Below are 21938 nucleotides of genomic sequence, written 5' to 3' on the forward strand. Positions count from 1 at the left end.
ATAATAATTAAACTGCGGAGGCACCTGCTACTATTTCAGTTAATTCTCTAGTAATGCTAGCTTGTCTAGCTTTGTTGCATGCTAACTGTAGTTCTGTAATTAAATTACCACCATTATCAGTAGCCATTTTCATTGCCAACATGCGGGCGGCTTGTTCGCTAGCTAAGTTTTCCATAACACTATGGTATACCTGCGATTCAATATAGCGCTTTAGTGCTAAGTTTAAAATTGTTTTTGGATCCGGTTCGTATAAGTAGTCCCAATTGTGCATTATAGCAGTATTGGCGGGATCATGTTCAGGTATAAAAGGTAGAAGTTGCTGAATTATAGGACATTGAGACATAGTATTAATAAATTTATTACTAGCGATGTGAAGCTGACTGATACGATTTTCATCATATGCTTGCAACATCACTTGAATGGGTCCTATTATATCTGATAAGGTTGGTTGATTCTTTATACCATGTACCTGTGCTACTACATTGCTTCGGATAGAATTAAAAAATAGAACTCCTTGATAACCTATAATGGCTAGATCAACTCTCATCCCTAAATTAGACCAGGTTTGCATCTTTTTTAACACTTTTCTAAATAAATTAAAATTTAAACCTCCGCATAGCCCACGATCAGTTGCGATGACTAGACATCCAATATTATGAACGTGACGTTGATCTAAATAGGGGTGCTTATATTCTAAGTTACCTATAGCCATGTGATTAATGACCTGACGTAATGTTTCTGTATATGGTCGACTAATTGCAATGCGATCCTGAGATTTGCGTAATTTAGAGGCAGATACCATTTCCATCGCTTTAGTGATTTTCTGCGTATTTTGTATACAGAGAATTTTCCTACGTATCCCCTTTTCATCAGTCATAAGCTTCCCCGTAATATTATATCTCTTAATAGCTTAATAGGTTTTAATGTAAAATATTACTAAGATGTGTGGCTTTAAATGTCTCTAAGAGCTCTTTTAGTTGTTTATCAATCTCATTGCTGTACTCATTAGACGTGTTAATTTCTGTGAGAAGAGCCGGGCAATGATTCTGAGCATAAGATAATAGCTCTGATTCAAAGGTGTTAATATTGACGAGTTCAATATCATTTAAAAAACCATTTTCAGCAGCAAATAATATTATACTTTGTTCTGCAACAGACATTGGTGCGTTCTGTTTTTGTTTTAAAATTTCTGTAACTTTTTCGCCGTAATTCAATTGTTTGCGTGTGGTTTCATCTAAGTCAGAAGAGAATTGAGAAAATGCTTCTAACTCACGATATTGTGCTAAGGCAGTACGGATTCCACTAGATAGTTTTTTGATGATTTTTGTTTGAGCCGCGCTTCCTACTCGGGATACAGAAATTCCTGGGTTTACGGCTGGACGAATACCAGAATTAAATAGATTAGTTTCTAAAAAAATCTGGCCATCAGTAATTGAGATAACATTCGTTGGCACAAATGCAGAAACATCACCTGCTTGAGTTTCTATAATTGGCAAAACTGTAAGCGAACCGCTTCTTCCTTTAACTGTTCCGTTGGTGGTGCGTTCCACGTAATTCTTATTTACGCGAGAAGCACGTTCTAGTAACCTAGAGTGTAGATAAAAAACATCACCAGGAAATGCTTCTCGACCGGGTGGTCGACGGAGCAGTAAAGAAATTTGTCGATATGCAACAGCTTGCTTAGATAGATCGTCATATACAATCAGCGCATCTTCTCCACGATCTCGGAAATATTCACCCATTGTGCATCCAGCATAAGGCGCTAGATATTGAAGAGCTGCTGGTTCAGATGCAGTGGCAACAACTACGATAGTATTAGATAGCGCATTATGCTCTTCTAGCTTTAAAACAACATTAGCAATGGTAGAAGCTTTTTGCCCAATAGCTACATATATACATTTAATACCAGAGTGTCTTTGATTAATAATGGTGTCTATTGCCAGAGTTGTTTTACCAGTTTGACGATCACCAATGATTAACTCACGTTGACCTCGACCAATGGGGATCATAGCATCAATTGCTTTATAACCTGTTTGCATAGGTTGATTTACGGATTCTCTATCAATAACGCCTGGTGCAATCACCTCTATAGGAGAGAACTTCTCATAATTTATTATGCCTTTACCATCAATTGGGGATCCTAAAGTATTTACTACGCGACCTAGTAAAGACTTTCCAACTGGAACCTCAAGAATACGACCGGTGCAATTTACTGTCGTTCCTTCCGTCAGATCTGTGTATGGACCCATCACAACTGCGCCAACGGAATCACGTTCTAGATTTAGTGCAATAGCATAACGGTTATCAGGTAAGGCAATCATTTCGCCCTGCATAACATCAGATAATCCGTATATCCGAATAATGCCATCACTTACAGAAATAATCGTACCTTGATTATCATTTGTGTAACTTATATCAAATTGCGCAATGCGTTGTTTAATGATTTCGCTAATTTCAGTGGCATTCAGTTGCATAATTGCTTTATCCTTTAGATAGTATGGCACCGGTTAGTTTTTTAATTTGACCCCGCACACTTCCATCAATTGTCATATCTCCTACTCTAAGAATAACGCCTGCTATTATAGATTGGTCAATTTTACAGTCCAGTGTAATCTGGCATAAAAGGTGTTTTTCCATAGCGATTGTTATGTTATCAAGTTGCTTCTGACTTAGCATGGTCGAGGAAATAACCTCTACTTTCATTACATTATCATGCATAGCACGTAATTGAATAAATTGATTGAGAATTACGGGCAATATAGGTAAGCGCCTATTATAAGCTATTATCTTGATAAAATTTTGCGTTTCATGGTCAATTTGGTCGCTCAATAGTGCTATGAATTGTTCAGAAAGCAAGGTCGGTGAGAGAGGTCTGTTAATTAAATGTTGTATTTGTGCAGTGCGTGACACTAAAGTAGCAAGTGTTAACATGTTTTGCCAGTGGTCTATATTTTGTTTCTCTATGGCAAAATGAAAAGCCGCTCGTGCGTAGGGACGAGCAATGGTTATAGTTGAAAACATTAAACGATGCCTTTCGAGAGTTTAGTAATCAACGTATTAATGATATTTGTGTGATCAGATTCGTTTATGGAGCGCTCAAGAATTTTTTCAGCACCTGATACAGTTAATATTGCGAGCTGTGCGCATAACTCTTGGGTTGCTCTTTGACGTTCAATATTAATGTGAGCAATGGCTTGAGTTACTATTTTTTTGCGTTCTTTTTCAGCTTCGATTGTTGCTGTTTCTAGGATCTGCGAGTAACGGGTATTAGCTATCTCAATAATAGCTTGAGCATCTTTTTTTGCTTCTTTTAAGAAATTATTTGCATTAGATCTGATAATTTCAATTTCTTTTCGGGTGTTTTCTGCAAAAACAAGATTGTCTGTAATTGCCCTTTGACGTTTCTCAATGGCACCTATCAGTGGGGGCCATATGTAGTGCATACAAAACCAGACAAACAGAATAAATGCAATAGCTTGTCCAAGAATAGTTGCGTTAATGCTCATAATACGATACCTCATTATAATATAACGTTCATTACTCTTACTTAATAAATAAAAGGTATATATGTTTTTGTTTATCTTATTTTGTAAATTTATAAACAGTTAGTGGTTATTTATAATGCAACGGCAAACATGAGATATAGCCCTAGCCCGACAGCGATCATAGGAATTGCATCGACCAAACCCATCACAACAAAGAATTGTGTTCGCAACAGAGGTACTAGATCTGGTTGACGCGCGGCACCTTCTAAGAACTTACCTCCTAGAATTCCAATCCCAATTGCTGCACCAATTGCTGCTAACCCCATCATTATGGCAGCAGACATGTAAAGTATATCTATATTGAGATGCCCCATGATTTTCTCCGTTTTAGTAAAATATAAATGCAAGTTACTCAATTATTACTCAGTTATTAAAGAATGACCGTAAGAAAATCTTAATGTTTTTCAGAGGCCATGGATAGATAGACAATTGTTAATACCATAAAAAGAAATGCTTGTAGAGAGATAATTAAGATATGAAAAATAGCCCATGGAACACTTAGTATCCATTGCGACCACCATGGTAATAGACCAGCAATAAGGATAAAAATCAATTCGCCTGCGTACATATTTCCGAACAATCTTAGACCGAGAGAAACTGGTTTAGATAACAAGTTAACACTTTCTAGAATAAGATTAATTGGAATAAATATAGGATTATTAAATGGTTTAAGTATTAGCTCTTTGCTAAATACTCTTATTCCTTTCATCTTAATGCTATAAAAAAGTATTAAAATAAATACCCCAAGAGACAGAGACAACGTAATGTTCACATCAGCAGATGGCACTACTCGTAAGGATGGGAATTTAAATAAAGAATGTTCTCCGATATATGAAAAAAAATCAATAGGAATAATATCCATAAGGTTCATCAGAAAAACCCACACAAAAATTGTCAAGGCTAGAGGCGCGATGATTTTACTTTTTCCATGATACATCTCACGAACATTATTATCTACCAACTGAATCACTAGTTCAATGGCGGTTTGTAATTTCCCAGGAGCACCACTAGATGCGGATTGCGCAACTACACGAAATAAAGTTAAAAAAATACAGCCTAGTACGACAGAGAAAAATATAGAGTCAATATTTAAAATCCAAAATGTTTCTGGGTGGTTATTTGGATTGACGAACTGAAGAGTTCTCAAATCAATCTGAAGATTATGCAGATGATGAGTAATATACTCTTGTAGTGTCGATGTTTCGCCTACGGCCATAGTATATATCACCCTTAATATATTCAAATAATAAACAGGTCTATAATTGGTTTACGCACTATGTTGATCATTATGTTATAATGCGCATGTAATAATTACAGAAATTTTAAAATTCTACAGTATAGTAAAAACTATAGTAGATTGCTACTACTAGTAGTGGAGTTAGGCAATTAACATTACGAAATATATACAATTGAATTATTATTTAATTTTCTTGAGCTTTTATACAGATATTAAACAGATACATATACAGATATGAAACTATGAAACAGATAAATTATCAGAATGTTTCTGTCTGAGCATTTCGTATTTAATGCTTAGTAGTGATAGTAGTGATTTGGATACTTAGTAGCTCCTAATAGTGTCAGCTTAAGAATCAAGCTATTCTAAAAACTACTGGAAATAGAGTTCTACTAAATATTTTATATAGTAGTTTGAATACTTTACAATATATAACCATAGGATTTTCTATCCTGACAAAATAACGCTATTACAAGCGTAAGTATAAAGTAACTTGTTGTGATTATAATATTAAAACATTGATCGAGATCCTTTAGATCGTTTGTCAAGTACAGCTGATTACATGGTATTCGATTGCGTCAGTTTGTGGAAATACATAAAATATTTACGATATTTGCTCTAAAAATTACAATTAAAACATAAAACTATATCAGTGATCGCCACATATTGTGTGATGCCAGTGTATCTAAATATCTCTGAAATTTTATTATTTTATGATGTTAATAACAAAACTTGTCAAAACTTGAGAGTGAGCGGATGTCAAAAAATTTAAAAACTGTCATCATGCTTTCTGCATTATTTTTAAAACGATATATAAATCTTTAATTACAGTTACTGTTCTTCAATGTAAATTGAAGATTTGTAATCAATTATTTTAAATAAACACATTATCATATAAACAGAATAAACACATTATCATATAATAAACAGACGTAACTTAGATTGTAATTTAGATTAAATATCACTTAAAAGAATAACCCAGAACGGGTTCGCTAGTTTATTGAATAATATCGATATTTATACTCTTTTAGAGATTGCAATGTGTCAATAACATGCACTCTCAGAGGACCAAGACGAGTATCTCATGGCACGTAGAACCATTATAATTATATAGAGTTTTTATTGCTATCGCTATACTATAATGATAGTTATAGTAGATTTGTTTATTACATTAATCGATTTGCTAAACCTCTTTGAAACTTTGAATATGAAACTTTTGAATATTAAACTAATTATCAACTAATTATTAACTAATGATCAACTAATTATCATTCATAACCTAACAACCTTTATCATTCATAACCTAACAACCTCTAACAACCTATTGAACTAATTGTTGGTTATTATAACATATAATTGATTATAACATAGAATGTTGAGCGAACATATGATACTTGCGCTTTTTTATTATGATTTTCTTTATTTAATTGTCAGAATTTAGTCATTACTTGAGATCAAAAAGATATATCCCAATAGGTGTTATTTAAGGTCAGGCTATTTTTATGTTGGCAATAAAATTTTCAATATGATTAATTATCTATATGATTAATTATCTAATACAAGAGATATGAGCAATTTAGATAAGAGATTCCAGTAATGAATTTACCTAATAAATACTATTTTAATTGTTATCAACATATTCATTTTATTTTAGGCTGTTATTTTCATAGTCATAACACTGTAGATTTCTGATCTATGATGGAGTAACAATGATGAATTACTCTGTTCCTTTTTACCATGTTTTTATATTCATGGGCGTATCTGGCAGTGGTAAGTCAACTATTGCTAATTCAGTTGCATGTCGCTTGCATGCTGCCATTCTGGATGGGGATTTTTTGCACCCGCGTGATAATATTGAAAAAATGTCATCGGGACGTGCGTTAAGTGACAGTGATCGTCGTCCGTGGCTACAAGCTATTAATGATGCGATATTTGCTATGAAACGTACAAATAAGCTATCACTCATTGTATGTTCTGCGCTTAAAAAGAGTTATCGCGATATTTTGCGCATGGGTCATCCCAGTCTATCTTTTATTTATCTTAAAGGTGATTTTGAGATTATACAGGCACGTCTGCAAAAGCGTAAAGGGCATTTTTTTCAATCTCAAATGTTGAGAGCACAGTTTTTGACTTTAGAAGATCCAGGAAATGATGAAAAAGATATCTGTCTGGTTAATGTTAACCAATCATTACAGTGTGTCATCGATACCAGTATCAAAACTATTGAGAATATTATTCAGTATCATACAGGGGGGTCTTAATGGATATCATAACGCTGATATTAACAGCAGTTGGTTCAGTATTTCTGTTGTTATTTTTGGTTATGAAAGAACGTATGCATGCTTTTATAGCGCTAATTTTAGTTTCTATCTGCGCAGGTGTCATGTCTGGTATGCCACTAGAAAGCATTGCTGCTACTATGCAAAAGGGAATGGGCGGGACACTCGGGTTTCTTGCTATTATTGTTGGGCTAGGGGCAATGTTTGGTAAAATACTTCAAGAAGTTGGTGTAGTAAATCAAATTGCTTTTTTTATGTTAAAAACCTTTAGTGAACGTCATGCGTCTTATGCTCTGGGGGTTGCCGGACTAATTTGTGCTCTGCCATTATTTTTTGAGGTAGCAGTAGTTTTATTGATTAGTATTGCCTTTGCGGTAGGGCATCGCACTGGAGAAAATTTAGTCAAGTTATTGCTTTCATTGTTTTCCGGGATGGCAGCCGCTTCTGCTTTTCTGTTGCCTGGTCCAGCGCCTATGCTGTTAGCTTTGCAGATGCATGCAGATTTTGGATGGATGATATTATTAGGGCTTTGTTCAGCTATTCCAGGAATGTTGATTGCAGGCCCTATATTTGGTGGTTTTATTAGTCAATATGTGCAATTTCCGAAGATTAATGAAGATGTTTCGACTCAATTTCAAGCGAGCTATCTTCCATCATTTCCTGTGAGTCTGTCGTTAATTCTATGTCCACTGCTTTTAGTATGTCTTAAGACAATTGGTGAATGCTTTACCTCCCCAGATACGAGCATGTATAGATTTTTAGAGTTAATTGGTCATCCATTTATTGCTATTCTCATTTCTTGCTTATTAGTTATTTATGGTATAGCGCGTCCTTATGGCATGGATAAAGAAAAAGTAATGCAGATTTGTGCTTCATCACTTCATCCAGCAGGGATTATCCTTTTAGTTATTGGTGCTGGCGGCGTATTTAAGCAGGTTTTAGTAGATTCAGGTATTGGCTCAACCTTGGGAAGTTTATTAATAGGATCAGATTTGCCAATTGCAATAGCTTGTTTTTTACTGGCTGGTGCTGTACGTATTATTCAGGGATCAGCTACTATTGCTTGTTTAACAGTAGTTGGTTTAGTAACTCCAATCATTGAGCCGATGCATTATTCTGGAGCACAATTAGCAGCATTATCAATGTGTATTTCTGGTGGTTCAATTATTTTAAGTCATGTGAATGATGCTGGTTTTTGGTTATTCAGTCGTTTTACTGCTGCTACAGAATCTCAGACATTAAAAACATGGACTGTAATGGAAACTATTTTAGGCAGTGTAGGGGGTGTAATTGGGATTGTAGCTTTTAAGCTATTAGCATATTGCTAAAAGAAAAAATTATAATATTGTTTCAGGCGGACAATTTAATTCTATAGGGTCTAATGATATAATTTTTAGTTCAGTATAGCTAGTGGAATTTTCTATGTATTTAGTCTTGAATAAAGATAATGTCTTGTCTTTAATTTTGTTAATTAATATAGTGGTTAGACGTAGAGGATAACTTGGTAGCGTATAGAGTCATAATGAGATTATATTATAATCAGATATTATAATAGATAGTAATATATTAGGAATAGCAGGAACCGGTATAGATGTGTTATATGATGATTTTTCTCTGCAGAATTTGCAAAAGAAAAATATATGATATAGACCAGTATTTATCAGGTTTTTAGTCTGAATATCAAAAGATCTCTGGTGATATTTATAGCGTTACTGTATAAATTATAGACTAAGATGCAGTGATCCTGATGATAATCATATGCTTTTTGTCTAAAATTTGTTATCAAAACCAATATTTTACACTATTACTATAGTTTTCTATTGTGTTCGACATGGATAATGCGCTATACAGATGTCAGCTATACTAGTGTATAGCCTGTATAACAAGCTTTTTAATATCCTTCATATCACATATATATGATATTATATAATTTGTGTGGATGACTTGAAGTAATTATAGGCTGTATTTGTATTTATTTAATTATTCATGTGATTGAACAGATTTCAATTCATGAGGCACTCCATAATTTCCATGTAGAACTCTATACTTTTGAGTTTGATCGGTCTTTTCTTATGTAGTTATCGTATAGTAATTATAGAAAGTATCGAATTATTCTCTCTATTAACTCAAACTAAATATTTTTAAGTCTGTGATAGCTCATAATTAGTGTTATTCTTCAATCTTGTTGTTGCATTTTTTTAAATGAGAGATGTGTCCGGGTAGAGTTTGAATGTATAATGTACTACGTTTTACTGCATTCACTACTGCTCTTGGAGTAATTGTTGCGCCCGTAAATTGATCAAAATCTCCTCCATCTTTTTTTACCGCAAAGTTACCGTTACAGTATTTATCTACTTTTTGATGAAAAAAGTCATTTATCCAATTGGACAGGCGTAATTCAATTTTATCACCTAGTCCTGGTGTTTCATGATGCTCGATGACTCGTACACCATAAATTAGACCATTAAAGTTAGCTCCAACAATTATTTGAATATTTCCAGAGTAACCATCTGGGGCAGTAGTCTCTAACGCTACTGCTACAGGTTGTGTATCTTTTTTTGCTATATATAATCGATGCTCTTTGTTATCTCCTAGCGCGGGATCACAGACAATATAACATGATGATTGAAGAGCATTATTATATAGTGTTGGTGGTAGTACTTGATCTAAGAGATTTTGCTGTGTTAGGGCTTTTTGAGCTTGAATTGCAGGTTTTGTCACTTCATGAATCATTGCCGTCAAACCTGTGGTTATGGCAGCAAATATAGCAAGGATTATCCCATTTTTCCGTATAATATCCAACATTATGGTCTTCTCTTAGTAGCATGCCCATAAACACGTGGTTTTGTGTAATAATCAATTACAGGTACACACATATTGGCTAATAACACTGCGAAGGCCAAACCGTCCGGATAGCCACCATAACTTCTAATTAGCCATGTCAGAAATCCAATGAGTGCAGCATAAACCAAACGACCATGATTAGTAGTTGCAGAAGTGACAGGGTCCGTGGCAATAAAAAACGCACCTAACATGGTAGAGCCAGAAAATAAGTGTACGATAGGTGGCAGTAGGTGATCAGACGAGAAAAACCAACCTATGCTTGCACAGGTTACTAGAGAGGTTAAAAATGCTAAAGGAATATGCCAACGAATTATACGCGTCATTAAGAGGAAGACTCCGCCAAGCAAAAAACTAGCATTCACACATTGCCAACTAGGAGCATATATAAGCATGCTATTATACATCGGTTGCGTAAGAATATAGTTTGTTGTAAACCCTTCATGTAGGCTGGTTTTGAAATGATCTAGCGGGGTGGCTTGCGTGATAGCATCAATATCTGGTGAGATTTTTGCTCTCAGGGGTAAGTTGCACTGAACTTCTGGGTGGATAATTATCTCCAAAGTATTCAAAAAACTAGGTCTAACGTTTTTAAAATCATTAAGAGAAAACCATGTAGTCATTTGTACTGGAAAGGATATTAGTAGCAATAGATAGGCAGCCATGGCCGGATTAAATGGGTTATGTCCCAGACCTCCATACAATTGCTTGGCGATTATAATAGCAAATAATGTACTAATTGTTATTACCCACCAAGGAGATAATGCGGGAATACTAACACCTAGTAATACCGCAGTAAGTAGCGCTGAGTTATCTTGTAAAGTTCTTAATATCGGATAGTGACGCAAGTATAGAACGATAGCTTCAGTTGCAAGAGCTACGCTAATAGCGATACAGATTTGTATGAGATTTCCCCAGCCGCATAAGTAATATTGTGCAATTAAACCTGGTATGGTTGCAATTAAGACTAAAAACATAATTCGATTAGTGTTTCGCGGTTTATTCAAACCGCGGTAATTCGCAATATAAACAGTCATATGACCGTTACTCCAGTATTTTAGGTATAGATTATATCTTCTGATGCATCAAATACAAAAAATTAGATTAACACTGTAGTTAAGGTATAGGAATATATTCACTTGATCATCTCTATAGTATTGTCATGCATCTGATTGCATAATTTTACATGTCTTACTCCTATATATGTTGGTATTTAGTGCATGCATTACGTGAGATCCTTTCTCTAATTTGTTCTGTCATCAGTTTTCTTGTCTTTGATAGCATTTTAGTTTTATAATTTTGGTAAAAAATCTATACATTGCTCGAGTACAAACGATGTAAATAGAATCTATATATTGAATGATTTCTGGCGTCTAACTGTTATGTCTGGGTATCCGAATCGTGTGTAATTTCAGCTGACCCAGCTAAAGATTGAGAGAAAATCACATTAGGCTGGTGATTTACAGTTGGACTAAGCTTCTTCTGAGTGTGATTCTTTTTCTGTAATAATCGCTTGTTCCGAGCTTCAAAACGAGTTTTAGCAATACGAGAGCGTTGACTATCGGCATCAAGCGCCTGAATTATTTCTTTTTCTTTTCGATAATACTGTACGAGCGGAATATTGCTTGGACAAACGTATGAGCATGCGCCACATTCAATACAGTCGATGACATTATGCGCACGAGCCTTGTTGTGATCACCGCCTTGGATAAACCAATATAGTTGTTGTGGTAACAAAGAAACTGGACAAACATCAGAACATATGCCACAACGAATACAGTTTTTTTCTACTCTATTTATCCCACCTTCTTTAGAAGTGGGGGCTAAAATACAATTAGTAATTTTCACTACTGGTACCGCGTCTGACAGTAAAGGTAAACCCATTAAGGCGCCACCCATCAGTATAAGTTGCTTATCCTCAGGATTAAAACCAGCATGTTTGAGCAGATAATTAACTGGGGTACCTAATCGTGCCCACACGTTGCCAGGATGACTTAGGGATGCGCCAGTGAGCGTTACTACGCGTTCAGTCAGTGACTCTCCATCAATTATAGCGCGTTTTACTGCAAAGGCAGTGCTAACATTTTGGATAAAAACACCGATTTCAGAAGAATGCTGATTATGTGGAACTTCTTTGCCTGTTAATATTTTTATTAAATGTCCAGAGTTCCCAGAAGGATATTTAGTAGGGATAATACGAATGGATATAGATAGGTTCATATCATGTTGTAGCGCTCGTTGCAATGACAGAATAGCTTTTGGTTTATTATCCTCAATACCTATAATGATGTGATGTGCCCGAAGAATCCATGCTAGAATACGAATTCCTTCTAGAACCTCTAAAGGGTGGTCTTGCATCAATCGATCGTCAGCTGTAATGTATGGCTCACATTCGACAGCGTTAATAATTAATGTATTTATCTTTTGGAGTCCAGATTTGAGCTTATATGCAGTTGGGAATCCAGCTCCACCTAGTCCAGCTATGCCAGCGTCATGAATAATTTTTAATATTTCAGAGCGATGCATATAACGATAATTATTAAATGTTTCTCTATCGAGCCATTTGTCTTCTCCATCTGGAGTAATAAAGATACACGTTTCTAATAAAGATGCGTGAGCTGTTACGTGTGGTGTAATTTTTGTTACAATACCAGAAGTAGGTGCGTGCACTGGCAGCATACTACCATTTCCATGTGTAAGAGCTTGACCGCGCAAGACTCTGTCACCTGGTTGTATCTTTACTTCACCTTCAGTTCCAATGTGCTGCCGCAGTGGTAAAATCAATTGCGGCGGTAAAGGTATTTTACGCACCGGGGTGTGACTGGACTGACTTTTCATATCTAGCGGATGAATTCCACCGTGAAAATCCCAGAGTTGGGTTTTTTTAAGGTTTTTCTTAAAGATGTGAAACATGGCTATTTACCGAAATTATTCGCTCCGAAATACTATTGTTTTTATCCCAGTGAGATAGATTAGGAGTCGAGAAAACTATACGCATCTCAATACAGTTCGTTGGGCATGGTGCGAGACATAGATTGCAGCCAGTACAGATCGCGGTTAAGACTGTGTGCATGGTTCGTTTTGCCCCAATTATAGCATCTACCGGACAAACATGAATGCATTTAGTACAACCGATACAATGGTCCTCATTAATCCATGCAATTGTACGTTCCGGTTGGCTCCTATTTGGATTATCTAAGGGTTGTGGATGCACATTAATTATTTTGGCTATTTTTAGCATTGTCTGATCTCCACCAGGAACGCATTTATTTATCATTTCATGATTGTGTCCAATAGCGTTTGCATAAGGTCGGCAGCCAGGGTAACCGCATTGCCCACATTGACTTTGTGGTAAAACCGCATCAATTTGATCAACAATGATATCCTTCGTGACTGCACAACGGTATGCTGTGTACCCTAGTAAAGAACCGCAAATAAAACTAATTGTGCTTAACACAGCTACTGATATACAGAGAGAAGTAATCATATTTTAATTAGCCCAGTAAAACCCATAAATGCCATTGCCATTAACCCAGCGGTAATCAAAGCAATAGATGAGCCCTTAAATGGCGATGGTGTATCCGCCAGAGACAAGCGCTCTCGTATACCAGAAAATAAAACCATCACTAGTGAAAATCCAATAGAGGCACTAAATCCATATAGAGCAGCCTGCATAAATGTATGATGAAGGTGTATGCTTAAAATAGGTACACCGAGAACAGCGCAGTTTGTGGTAATCAATGGAAGAAAAATACCTAAAAGTTGGTATAGGTGAGGACTAGTTTTACGCATTACCATTTCAGTAAATTGGACAACAACAGAAATAATAAGAATATATGTTATGGTGCGTAAGTATATTAGATCCAGTGGTAACAGGATTAGAAGATTTACCATCCAGGATACAATTGCGGCAAGGGTCATTACAAATGTTGTGGCAAGCCCCATACTAATTGCGGTCTCTAGTTGTTTAGAAACCCCCATAAAAGGGCATAGACCAAGGAATTTTACTAACACAAAGTTATTTACTAAAATTGTACCAATAAAAAGCAACAGGTAGTTAGCCATGATGTATGCTTTACCCTCAACTACAATCAATAGATAGATAATACTTTTCTAAACGTTATTTATCTACCTCCATTATTACTGGTTCTCTGCAGTAGAAAAAATTCTCAGTGGAGTAGCAGGCATTATCTCTACGCTGCTGGGCCCTAATACCCTAATACTTAATAAAAGCCCCATCAGGATTGATAATCCATACCTGTAATTAGCTCTAGAAAATATTGAATGTACATAACAAGGTTTTATAAAGGTTTTGTAAAAAGTCTAATACAAGGTGTGTTTATCTATTTTAGATAAAAACATTGTATTATATATTTAAAGTACTAGTAAATTATAGGCGATAAGGTTCTTAGTATATGCTTTACTATAAGGTTCTTAGTATATGCTTTACTATATAGACGAATATATATGAGTATTCTGCTAGTTTTAAATCTTTGATTAGTACTTTTCTGTGTTGTTATTTGATTAGATACTGAATCTATTTGATCCTATGCTTAGTGTTTTTATGTGGTGGCGATAACCGTATTGAGTTGCATGTATTAGAATATGATATATATGAAAAAATATCTATATGAATTTTGTATTTCGCTCATACCTTAAGTAGGTTCACTCCTGCTCAATCTTTGATAACTAATAGTGTTATCAGGATTTTTTAGAATTTTCCTGTATTTAAATTTATAGAAAGATGGGACAAACTATAATATTGATAATAGTACATGCAGAAATTACTCTAATTAAGGCTAATCAAGAACAATAGCTATATACTATGGTTTGATATATATGGTTTTGATATGTAGTTTAATCTGCTGGATTCAGCTTAGGGTTAAGTGCTTTTTTATTGGTAGGGTTTTAGCTGTAATTACTGAAACAATAAGTTTTATGTATATATTCGGTCTATTTATAGAGAAAATAGATTGTTATTTATATATATGGTGTTCTCATGGCTGATGGTTTAATGTTAAATCGTATGGTGTATATCATAGCGCTCTCACCTTGTAGTGTTAATTTTAAATCTATTTCATGTTATCACTGATGGCGCTCAGAATAGAGACTCTGGACATAATCATAAACTACATGCACTAGTGTATCATCTTTGATGAAGGGAACTATGGAAAAGTATATTATGAATGAGGCAGTGAACGAACTGCGAACGATTAGTGATATGTTGCGATGGTCAATTAGTTACTTTGCGTCTTCTGATTTATATTATGGTCATGGCACTGACAATTACTGGGATGAAGCGATCCGCCTGATTCTTCCTACGCTAGATTTACCTTTAGAGGTTCCAGATACGATATTGTCTTGTAGATTAACATATAGTGAAAGACAAAGTATTGCTGATCTTGTAGTACGTCGAATTAATGATTATATTCCGGTGTCTTATTTAACAAATAAGGCTTGGTTCTGTGGTTATGAGTTTTATGTTGATGCCCGTGTACTGATTCCACGCTCACCTATTGCTGAACTCATTAGTCAAAAATTTTTTGGGATTCTTCACGATAAACCTCAGTTCATTCTTGATATGTGCACCGGTAGCGGCTGTATAGCTATTGCCTCTGCATTGGTATTTCCGGATGCAAGGGTTGATGCAGTAGATATTTCTAGAGATGCATTAGCTGTAACTGATAAAAATATTTATACGCACGATGTCAAAAAACGTGTTACATCTATCTGTTCTGATTTATTTGATGACTTACCTATCAAGCAATATGACTTAATTGTAACAAATCCACCATATGTTAATGCTCATGATATAAAGATTTTACCTAAAGAATACCATCATGAACCTATACTTGGTTTGTTTGGTGGTAATGATGGACTAACATTATTGCTTCGTATTTTAAACGATGCAGCTCAGTATTTAAACAAAAATGGGGTTCTTATTTGTGAAGTTGGTAATAGCAAGACAGCTCTTATTACTAGATATCCAGATGTAACTTTTACCTGGCTAGAGTTGAATAATGGTGGTGATGGGGTGTTTTTTCTTACAAGGAATGAAATAAGTAACATTCAGAATAAAGAAAAAATTAACAAAGATTCAGTACTTCTATATTGATTATGGTGCTATGGGGTTTAGGTAAACACTAATGATTAACTCATACTAGCAGATTGCATTAGATTTTTATATTATCTGATGAAGCGATAGAGTTTGACAATAAGACTCAGAGTATAATAAAAACTTATTTATGTAGCTCTTTTTGCTTATACATTATTATATATTGAACATATAATATGTTGTTATATTTAAAGATTTTGTGTGGGCATATCACACTAATGACATTGCATCGAAACTTTGGCTATAACTTTGAAGGTAGTCGGTTTATAAAAATTGACTGTATTATTATAAGACAGGTATGAGTCAGATTGTATAGAGCGTTAATTATAGTATAACAAGAAAATATTGTAAAGATCGGGAATTGTAAGTGCCTTAAAAGTATGCTTTTATCTCAGGATGGACGCAAGCACATATAGAGGCGAAAAGCGATATTTATCTTGCAGAATATCTAGATCTTAGCCATAGCTAGCGTAAAGTTGTAAAAAAGAAAAATTTATAATCATCGCGATGTGTATAAATGGTAAGATCTCGTTAAATATTATGCTGTTAGGTTATTTTGTGTTTTGTATTCGCTCATGTTGTGATCGGGGTATCATTTTTTGACTCAAACACTTTGATTAGCGACGTAGGATGCTCAGAATCACGCTTTACTATAACAACAGAATCATTTTTTAACTAATATCTTAGAGCGCTTATGTAATTTATACATAATGACATATTTAATAATATTGTCGCTGTGTTATCGCCATGTAGGTTTATTTTATCCTGTGCTGAACAGGCTATATTAATTCTCTCGACTCAAGCTATATGGTGCTATCTACACAAAGAAAGCAGCAGCAGTAATACATTAGTAATATACATTTCTGTAGTAATTAACATTTCTGTTTTTTGTTGAGTCTCTTTGTGATGAGAAAAATCAGAATCCCAGGTATATACAGTACAACTGAGAGCAGTAAGTTTAGGACACCTGATGCGTATATCAACCAGGCTCCATAGGCACCTGAACCAATTGATATAAGTGTTATGTAAGGTTTATTCACTTCATATGATACTTTAAAAAGATAAGCACTAACCAGCAAATAGGGCGCTAGTATCATTTCTGATGCGATAGTGAGCAATGTGCTGTAATCACAACCAGTTAACCAAATTAAGATCAAAGCAATCTGTACACAGATATTTGTTAGATATAAAGAAAATTTTGGTGCCTGACAAGAATGATCAATCGTCAAAGACCGAATTTGGCATGAACCATGCTGTGCAGCAATCACAGGGACTTCTGAAGCCATGATAGTCCAGCTAAGGTATGCTCCGCATACTGAAATAATGAGACCAAAGATAATAATAATACCACCCCAGTAACCTAATAAGTGATCCATTATTCCAGCCATAGCAGGGTTCTGCATCCTTGCTAATTCTGCTCTTGGTACAACCCCTAATGATAATAGACTAACTAGTAAATAGATTACCAATGCTATAAGAACAGCAAACATTGTAGCGCGGCCAATATCATGTTTATTGCGGGCGTGGGATGACATAACTACTGCACCCTCAATGCCAATAAAAACCCATAGAGTAATCAGCATAGTGTCCTTTACCTGCTGAGACAATGATTTTTTTAAGGCGAGACCAGTGAAGTCAAAACAGAAGGAATGAGAGCTGAAAGCACTGATTGCTAGAATGATAAATAAACCAAGAGGTACTAGCTTAGCCAGTGTTGCAATAAGATTAATACTGGCTGCTGTTCTAATACCTTGTAACACTAATGAATGAATCAGCCATAATAGGGTTGAAGCTGCTAACATAGCCTGCCATGTATTACCGTTTCCAAATATAACGTGATTTGGAGAGTCAATAAAAAAACTGACAGCAGAGCAGACAATCACTAAATAAGAAGCATTTGCAATTACTGCGCATAGCCAGTATCCCCAGGCAGAGCAGAACCCGATAAATTTTCCAAACCCTGCTTGGGCATACATAAAAATACCGCCGTCTAAATGAGGTTTTAGTCTACTTAATAACAGTAATGTTAATGCTAGTAGCATAACACCGCATCCAGTAATACCCCAAGCTATGAGTAGCGCAGCGGGGCTAGCAGCTGCCGCCATATTTTGTGGTAAACTAAAAATACCAGCGCCCAACATTGAGCTCAGAACGAGTGCAGTGAGAGCACCAAAACCTAGATTGTTATCCAAAAATACCTCATATTATAGAATACGATATTACTTAATCGTTATTTATAGTGGCTCGCTCTCATCGCTAAGGTGTGATAGTATCAATATACATCTATTATTATATTGTATTATATTTATTATTATATTGTATTATATTGCGTGTAAGTATTGTATACAGCTTAAGCTAGGCGTTTATATGCACCTGATAGATCATATCTATGAAATAGAATAGAATTCTATTCTATTTTAATGAGTGCAAATTATTTGTATGCTGGTCATAACCTGGTGCTATAGAAAACTCATCAATACACTTATTAAAATTATTTTTATATTTAATCCTTCTTAAATACTATTATTGATTTTAATTGTATTATTCTATAACTGGCAAATAAGATATTACACATAGAAAATAATTTTATATAATAGTTCTATTAAAGAACGCTATTTTTACCGATGTTTGCCTCTCATGAGACTCTGGAGTATTTGTAAGGTATCCACTATCAGTGATATACTATACTGGATTTTGATAGACTATCACAAAAATTTTTATATTAATGTCTGGAATTGTAAGAATGTATCTCCTATGTTTAGTATCGTGATGTGAATTTTAATTTTAGATATGTATATTAAGAGATGCATAGAGGGTTCTCGAAAAACTAAAAATCCAATGACTGATTGGTATCTGTTCTATCTTAGAGCAGATAAACAAGGTTTTTATTAGAGATAAAAATAGAGATTATCAATGCAGACAGTAATGCAGACAGTATAGTGGCCCTGGCGATAAAAGAATTTGCTTAATCTATAGATAGTAGTATATTGATACTATCCGAAGTTTGTAGATGATATAGTCCGAACCAGTATATATCGTGTATAGTGCTTTAAATCATAACGAATGTATATTTTTTTGACTACTAGGTCCAACTTGTATCTCTTTACCTTGATTTGCTTTGGTCTAAATCTGCTATTTATAGCAGATGCTTCAATATAAACAAGTCATTTATAATTTAAGATTTGTAAAATGAAGCGCGTCTAAACTCAGTGCGTTTGATTCAATCAGAGATTGTCTTATTTTATTACTGTATCTTTGAGCATTACTGCGTCTTGTAAAAGTTAGTCACAATAAATGCTAATGTGTATTGTGTAAGACACGGATAGATTATAATAATATCTAGAGCAGAGGCCTTGGTGATATCTTAAAGTAAACCTAGCCTTTAGCATAACTAAGATTTACATTTGCGGGATAGTTCAGAAAAAATAAATAAATTATATCATATCCTCTTCAACTACTCAATCTATCCTAACAATTTATATCTGATGGATTGTACCAAGACTCATATACTACAGACTGTTGAATAAATATTGATGATTCACATGATGTACGCTTAAATATTCAGAAACTTACAGTGATGCCGCTGGGATGTTGTTTTAGCTATATAAAAGTAAGTGAGATTTGAAGTAATATCTATATCATAAAACTTAGTATGCATATCATAGCAGCTTTATTAGCACCTCATTACTCTGTTTGTTGTATCTCATTATGCATAAAGACATCCAATATAAGATATAATAATATGTTTAATAGTAGTTACCTAGAATCTTGAATTTTTATTCAATAACTCAAGAACTTATGCCTGAGAACTTTTTCATGTTTTTCTCTCTAGCTAGCGAGTCTTTATGTCTAACGGAAGGTCTGAAAGTGCCATTCAATAGGAAGAAAGAGTACGTAAATAGGTGATCCATTAGTCAAATCTGGCAAATATTAGATATGTATACTGATACTGATATATAAATTTTCTGCACCTTTGTGAAGTTACATCTTCCGTGTCTTATTAAAAGACATGAGCTTCTCTTTAGATATCACACGACGAATTTTGCTCAGATTACTTATTAAAGTATTAAGGGGTATATCTTAATATAGAAATATGTGAACACATTCTTTTTAAGTGGTTGGTGTCAGATAATGCGAATACGTACGCCATGAGATGGTCTAATCTCGCGTAGAACATTAAAGTTTAGTTAAAGATATTCAGTTTGTAAAGAAAACTGAATATCTTTCGTGTAATCTAATAATGCCTCAAGATGAGCTTGCTTGACTTGATCATATTGATACTGAGTATGCAGTGACTCGATGTTTTTGATATATTCTTGTATGCGTTTTTTATTGAGTATTTCGCGCCTATGTTGCAACCATGCGATTTTTTCTAGGGGTGTTAATAAATCTGGAAAATTTCGCGCACGAAATCGAAAAAAAAGCTGTTTAATACGTTTGTCATAAAATGTGAGATTTAAGGTCAACAGGTGTTTTGCAGAAGTGTGACATATAGTATGTATTGTATGGCGATCAGAGTAATTAAAAAAACCATGATACATTTGTGTATCTACATCTTCTAAAGGGATATGTTTTTCCTTTATTATGTACAATTGAGCAACTTTTTCTCTGATTTTTGGATTTTGGAGTAATTTAGCTAGATTATCAGCATAGTATTCTAGGTTTATCCCGATACGTAGGGCATCTGACGCGCGTAAGACATTAGCTGGCGCAATAACAGGGCATTTATTTATATGAATGAGCTGTAATGGAAAGTTGGATCTATGCTGAGCTAGTTTGTGATAATTATCAAGAGATTCGCGTAACAAATCGGTGTCAATCGCTATTAGCGAAGAAACATCTCCCCCAAGATCACACGTTATTAAAGCGTTTTTATTATGTGGATGCCACGCTAGTGGAGCGACACAGGTTACGTTACTCCTTTTTTTTCCAAACCTGCTCGAAACAAATACAAGTTGTTTCATTTGTGAAACATTGATTAATGTACGAAGCTTATGCTTTTGTCGATGCGCATATAAAAAATTATATAGTTTTGGTTGTTTTTCTTTGATTAATTTTGCAAGAGCGATTGTCGCATATACGTCAGATAGTGCGTCATGTGCACTGTTATGAGCGATCTGATTTTCCTGAGTGAGCTTCTCCAAGCGAAAGGTAGGACATCCTTGAGTGTCTGTTGGCCAACGAATACCATCTGGACGTAAGGCGAAGCAAGCTCTCACTACATCTAATAAATCCCATCGACTATTAGAATTCTTCCAGCTCCAATCATACGGATCATAGAAGTTTCGGTAAAATAAATTTCGGCTTATCTCATCATCAAAACAAATGTTGTTGTAACCTACAATACAGGTATTCGGTACACAAAATATTTGATGAATACGTCGAGTAAAGCTTGCTTCATTTATACCGCGTAACTGGGCGATTTGCGGTGTAATGCCTGTTATAAGAACTGCTTCCGGTTGCGGTAAATAATCATTGGCTAGGCAGCAATAAATAGTTTCGGGCTCTCCTATAACATTTAAGTCCATATCAGTACGTATTGCAGCAAACTGTGCCGGCCGGTCTAACGATGGGCTTGTCCCAAAAGTTTCATAGTCATAAAATAGTAAAGTCGGTTTCATAAATATAGTTTCAGTGTATAGCTTGGCTATATATATCATATAACCTGGAATAAGCTAGGTGTAGCGCATGTCATACTGATATAGAATGCATTATTAAATATGACAAAAGTTAGCGGTAGTATAAGATAATAGATAAAATTTTACTGAATAAGATTATAAGTTGTATTATATCGTTATTTTCAATATCTTTTTAGATATTTATAAATATTTTTTAATAATTTATCAGATTACTCAGTACTATGATGTATGTTAAGAATTAATGAAAGAGACGCGAGATACAATACAGGACTAAACCCATTG

The 21938-nt window shown here is 34.7% G+C and carries 15 protein-coding genes and 1 pseudogene; 3 read left to right on the forward strand and 13 right to left on the reverse strand.

The window, feature by feature from the left end; translation table 11 throughout:
- Positions 1 to 7: 7 nt before the first annotated feature.
- The 6 genes from atpG to atpB form a co-directional block, all read right to left on the reverse strand.
- Positions 8 to 877 (reverse strand): F0F1 ATP synthase subunit gamma, encoded by an 870-nt coding sequence (gene atpG, locus CIPSTX3056_RS00110; protein ID WP_072665954.1) that lies wholly within the window; start codon positions 875 to 877, stop codon positions 8 to 10.
- Positions 878 to 920: 43 nt separating this feature from the next.
- Positions 921 to 2474, reverse strand: coding sequence for a F0F1 ATP synthase subunit alpha (gene atpA, locus CIPSTX3056_RS00115; protein WP_072665955.1), 1554 nt, complete (start codon positions 2472 to 2474; stop codon positions 921 to 923).
- A gap of 7 nt (positions 2475 to 2481) precedes the next feature.
- Positions 2482 to 3021: a F0F1 ATP synthase subunit delta gene (locus CIPSTX3056_RS00120; protein ID WP_072665956.1), complete on the reverse strand. Its 540-nt coding sequence runs from the start codon at positions 3019 to 3021 to the stop codon at positions 2482 to 2484.
- Positions 3021 to 3506 (reverse strand): F0F1 ATP synthase subunit B, encoded by a 486-nt coding sequence (atpF, locus tag CIPSTX3056_RS00125; protein ID WP_072665957.1) that lies wholly within the window; start codon positions 3504 to 3506, stop codon positions 3021 to 3023. The genes CIPSTX3056_RS00120 and atpF overlap by 1 nt, the downstream gene beginning before the upstream one ends.
- A 110-nt stretch (positions 3507 to 3616) precedes the next feature.
- Complete coding sequence (atpE, locus tag CIPSTX3056_RS00130; protein ID WP_072665958.1) at positions 3617 to 3859, reverse strand: F0F1 ATP synthase subunit C; 243 nt, start codon at positions 3857 to 3859, stop codon at positions 3617 to 3619.
- An 80-nt stretch (positions 3860 to 3939) separates the two neighbouring features.
- Entirely contained in the window at positions 3940 to 4761 is an 822-nt protein-coding gene (atpB, locus tag CIPSTX3056_RS00135) for a F0F1 ATP synthase subunit A (protein WP_072665959.1), read from the reverse strand.
- A gap of 1733 nt (positions 4762 to 6494) precedes the next feature.
- Here atpB and gntK point away from each other — a divergent pair.
- Both gntK and gntU read left to right on the forward strand, forming a co-directional pair.
- Positions 6495 to 7043: a gluconokinase gene (gene gntK / locus CIPSTX3056_RS00140; protein WP_072665960.1), complete on the forward strand. Its 549-nt coding sequence runs from the start codon at positions 6495 to 6497 to the stop codon at positions 7041 to 7043.
- Complete coding sequence (gene gntU / locus CIPSTX3056_RS00145) at positions 7043 to 8389, forward strand: gluconate transporter (RefSeq protein WP_072665961.1); 1347 nt, start codon at positions 7043 to 7045, stop codon at positions 8387 to 8389. Before gntK ends, gntU begins: the two co-directional genes overlap by 1 nt.
- An 841-nt stretch (positions 8390 to 9230) precedes the next feature.
- Here the strand turns inward: gntU and rsxG are convergent.
- From rsxG to rsxA, 5 genes and pseudogenes are all read right to left on the reverse strand, one after another.
- The gene (rsxG, locus tag CIPSTX3056_RS00150) at positions 9231 to 9866 is read right to left on the reverse strand and encodes an electron transport complex subunit RsxG (protein ID WP_072665962.1); all 636 of its coding nucleotides are present in this window, start codon (positions 9864 to 9866) and stop codon (positions 9231 to 9233) included.
- Positions 9866 to 10939, reverse strand: a complete 1074-nt coding sequence (gene rsxD / locus CIPSTX3056_RS00155; RefSeq protein WP_072665963.1) for an electron transport complex subunit RsxD — start codon at positions 10937 to 10939, stop codon at positions 9866 to 9868. Before rsxD ends, rsxG begins: the two co-directional genes overlap by 1 nt.
- A 433-nt stretch (positions 10940 to 11372) precedes the next feature.
- Positions 11373 to 12815: pseudogene (gene rsxC / locus CIPSTX3056_RS00160) on the reverse strand (electron transport complex subunit RsxC); the annotation flags it as partial.
- On the reverse strand, positions 12799 to 13386 hold the full coding sequence (gene rsxB / locus CIPSTX3056_RS00165) for an electron transport complex subunit RsxB (RefSeq protein ID WP_072666508.1): 588 nt from the start codon (positions 13384 to 13386) through the stop codon (positions 12799 to 12801). The pseudogene rsxC and the gene rsxB, both read right to left, overlap by 17 nt.
- Complete coding sequence (gene rsxA / locus CIPSTX3056_RS00170) at positions 13386 to 13967, reverse strand: electron transport complex subunit RsxA (protein ID WP_072665965.1); 582 nt, start codon at positions 13965 to 13967, stop codon at positions 13386 to 13388. The genes rsxB and rsxA overlap by 1 nt, the downstream gene beginning before the upstream one ends.
- Before the next feature lie 1102 nt (positions 13968 to 15069).
- On the opposite strand from rsxA, the gene prmB reads away from it, so the two are divergent.
- The gene (gene prmB, locus CIPSTX3056_RS00175) at positions 15070 to 16017 is read left to right on the forward strand and encodes a 50S ribosomal protein L3 N(5)-glutamine methyltransferase (RefSeq protein ID WP_072665966.1); all 948 of its coding nucleotides are present in this window, start codon (positions 15070 to 15072) and stop codon (positions 16015 to 16017) included.
- A gap of 872 nt (positions 16018 to 16889) precedes the next feature.
- Here prmB and CIPSTX3056_RS00180 read toward each other — a convergent pair.
- Complete coding sequence (locus tag CIPSTX3056_RS00180; protein ID WP_083595492.1) at positions 16890 to 18209, reverse strand: basic amino acid/polyamine antiporter; 1320 nt, start codon at positions 18207 to 18209, stop codon at positions 16890 to 16892.
- 1995 nt (positions 18210 to 20204) lie between these two features.
- Entirely contained in the window at positions 20205 to 21638 is a 1434-nt protein-coding gene (gene sbcB / locus CIPSTX3056_RS00185) for an exodeoxyribonuclease I (RefSeq protein ID WP_072665967.1), read from the reverse strand.
- Positions 21639 to 21938: the final 300 nt, after the last annotated feature.

Origin of the sequence: Candidatus Erwinia haradaeae (assembly GCF_900698965.1) — a bacterium.
In the GTDB taxonomy this organism is placed as follows: Bacteria; Pseudomonadota; Gammaproteobacteria; order Enterobacterales; family Enterobacteriaceae; genus Erwinia_E; species Erwinia_E haradaeae_A.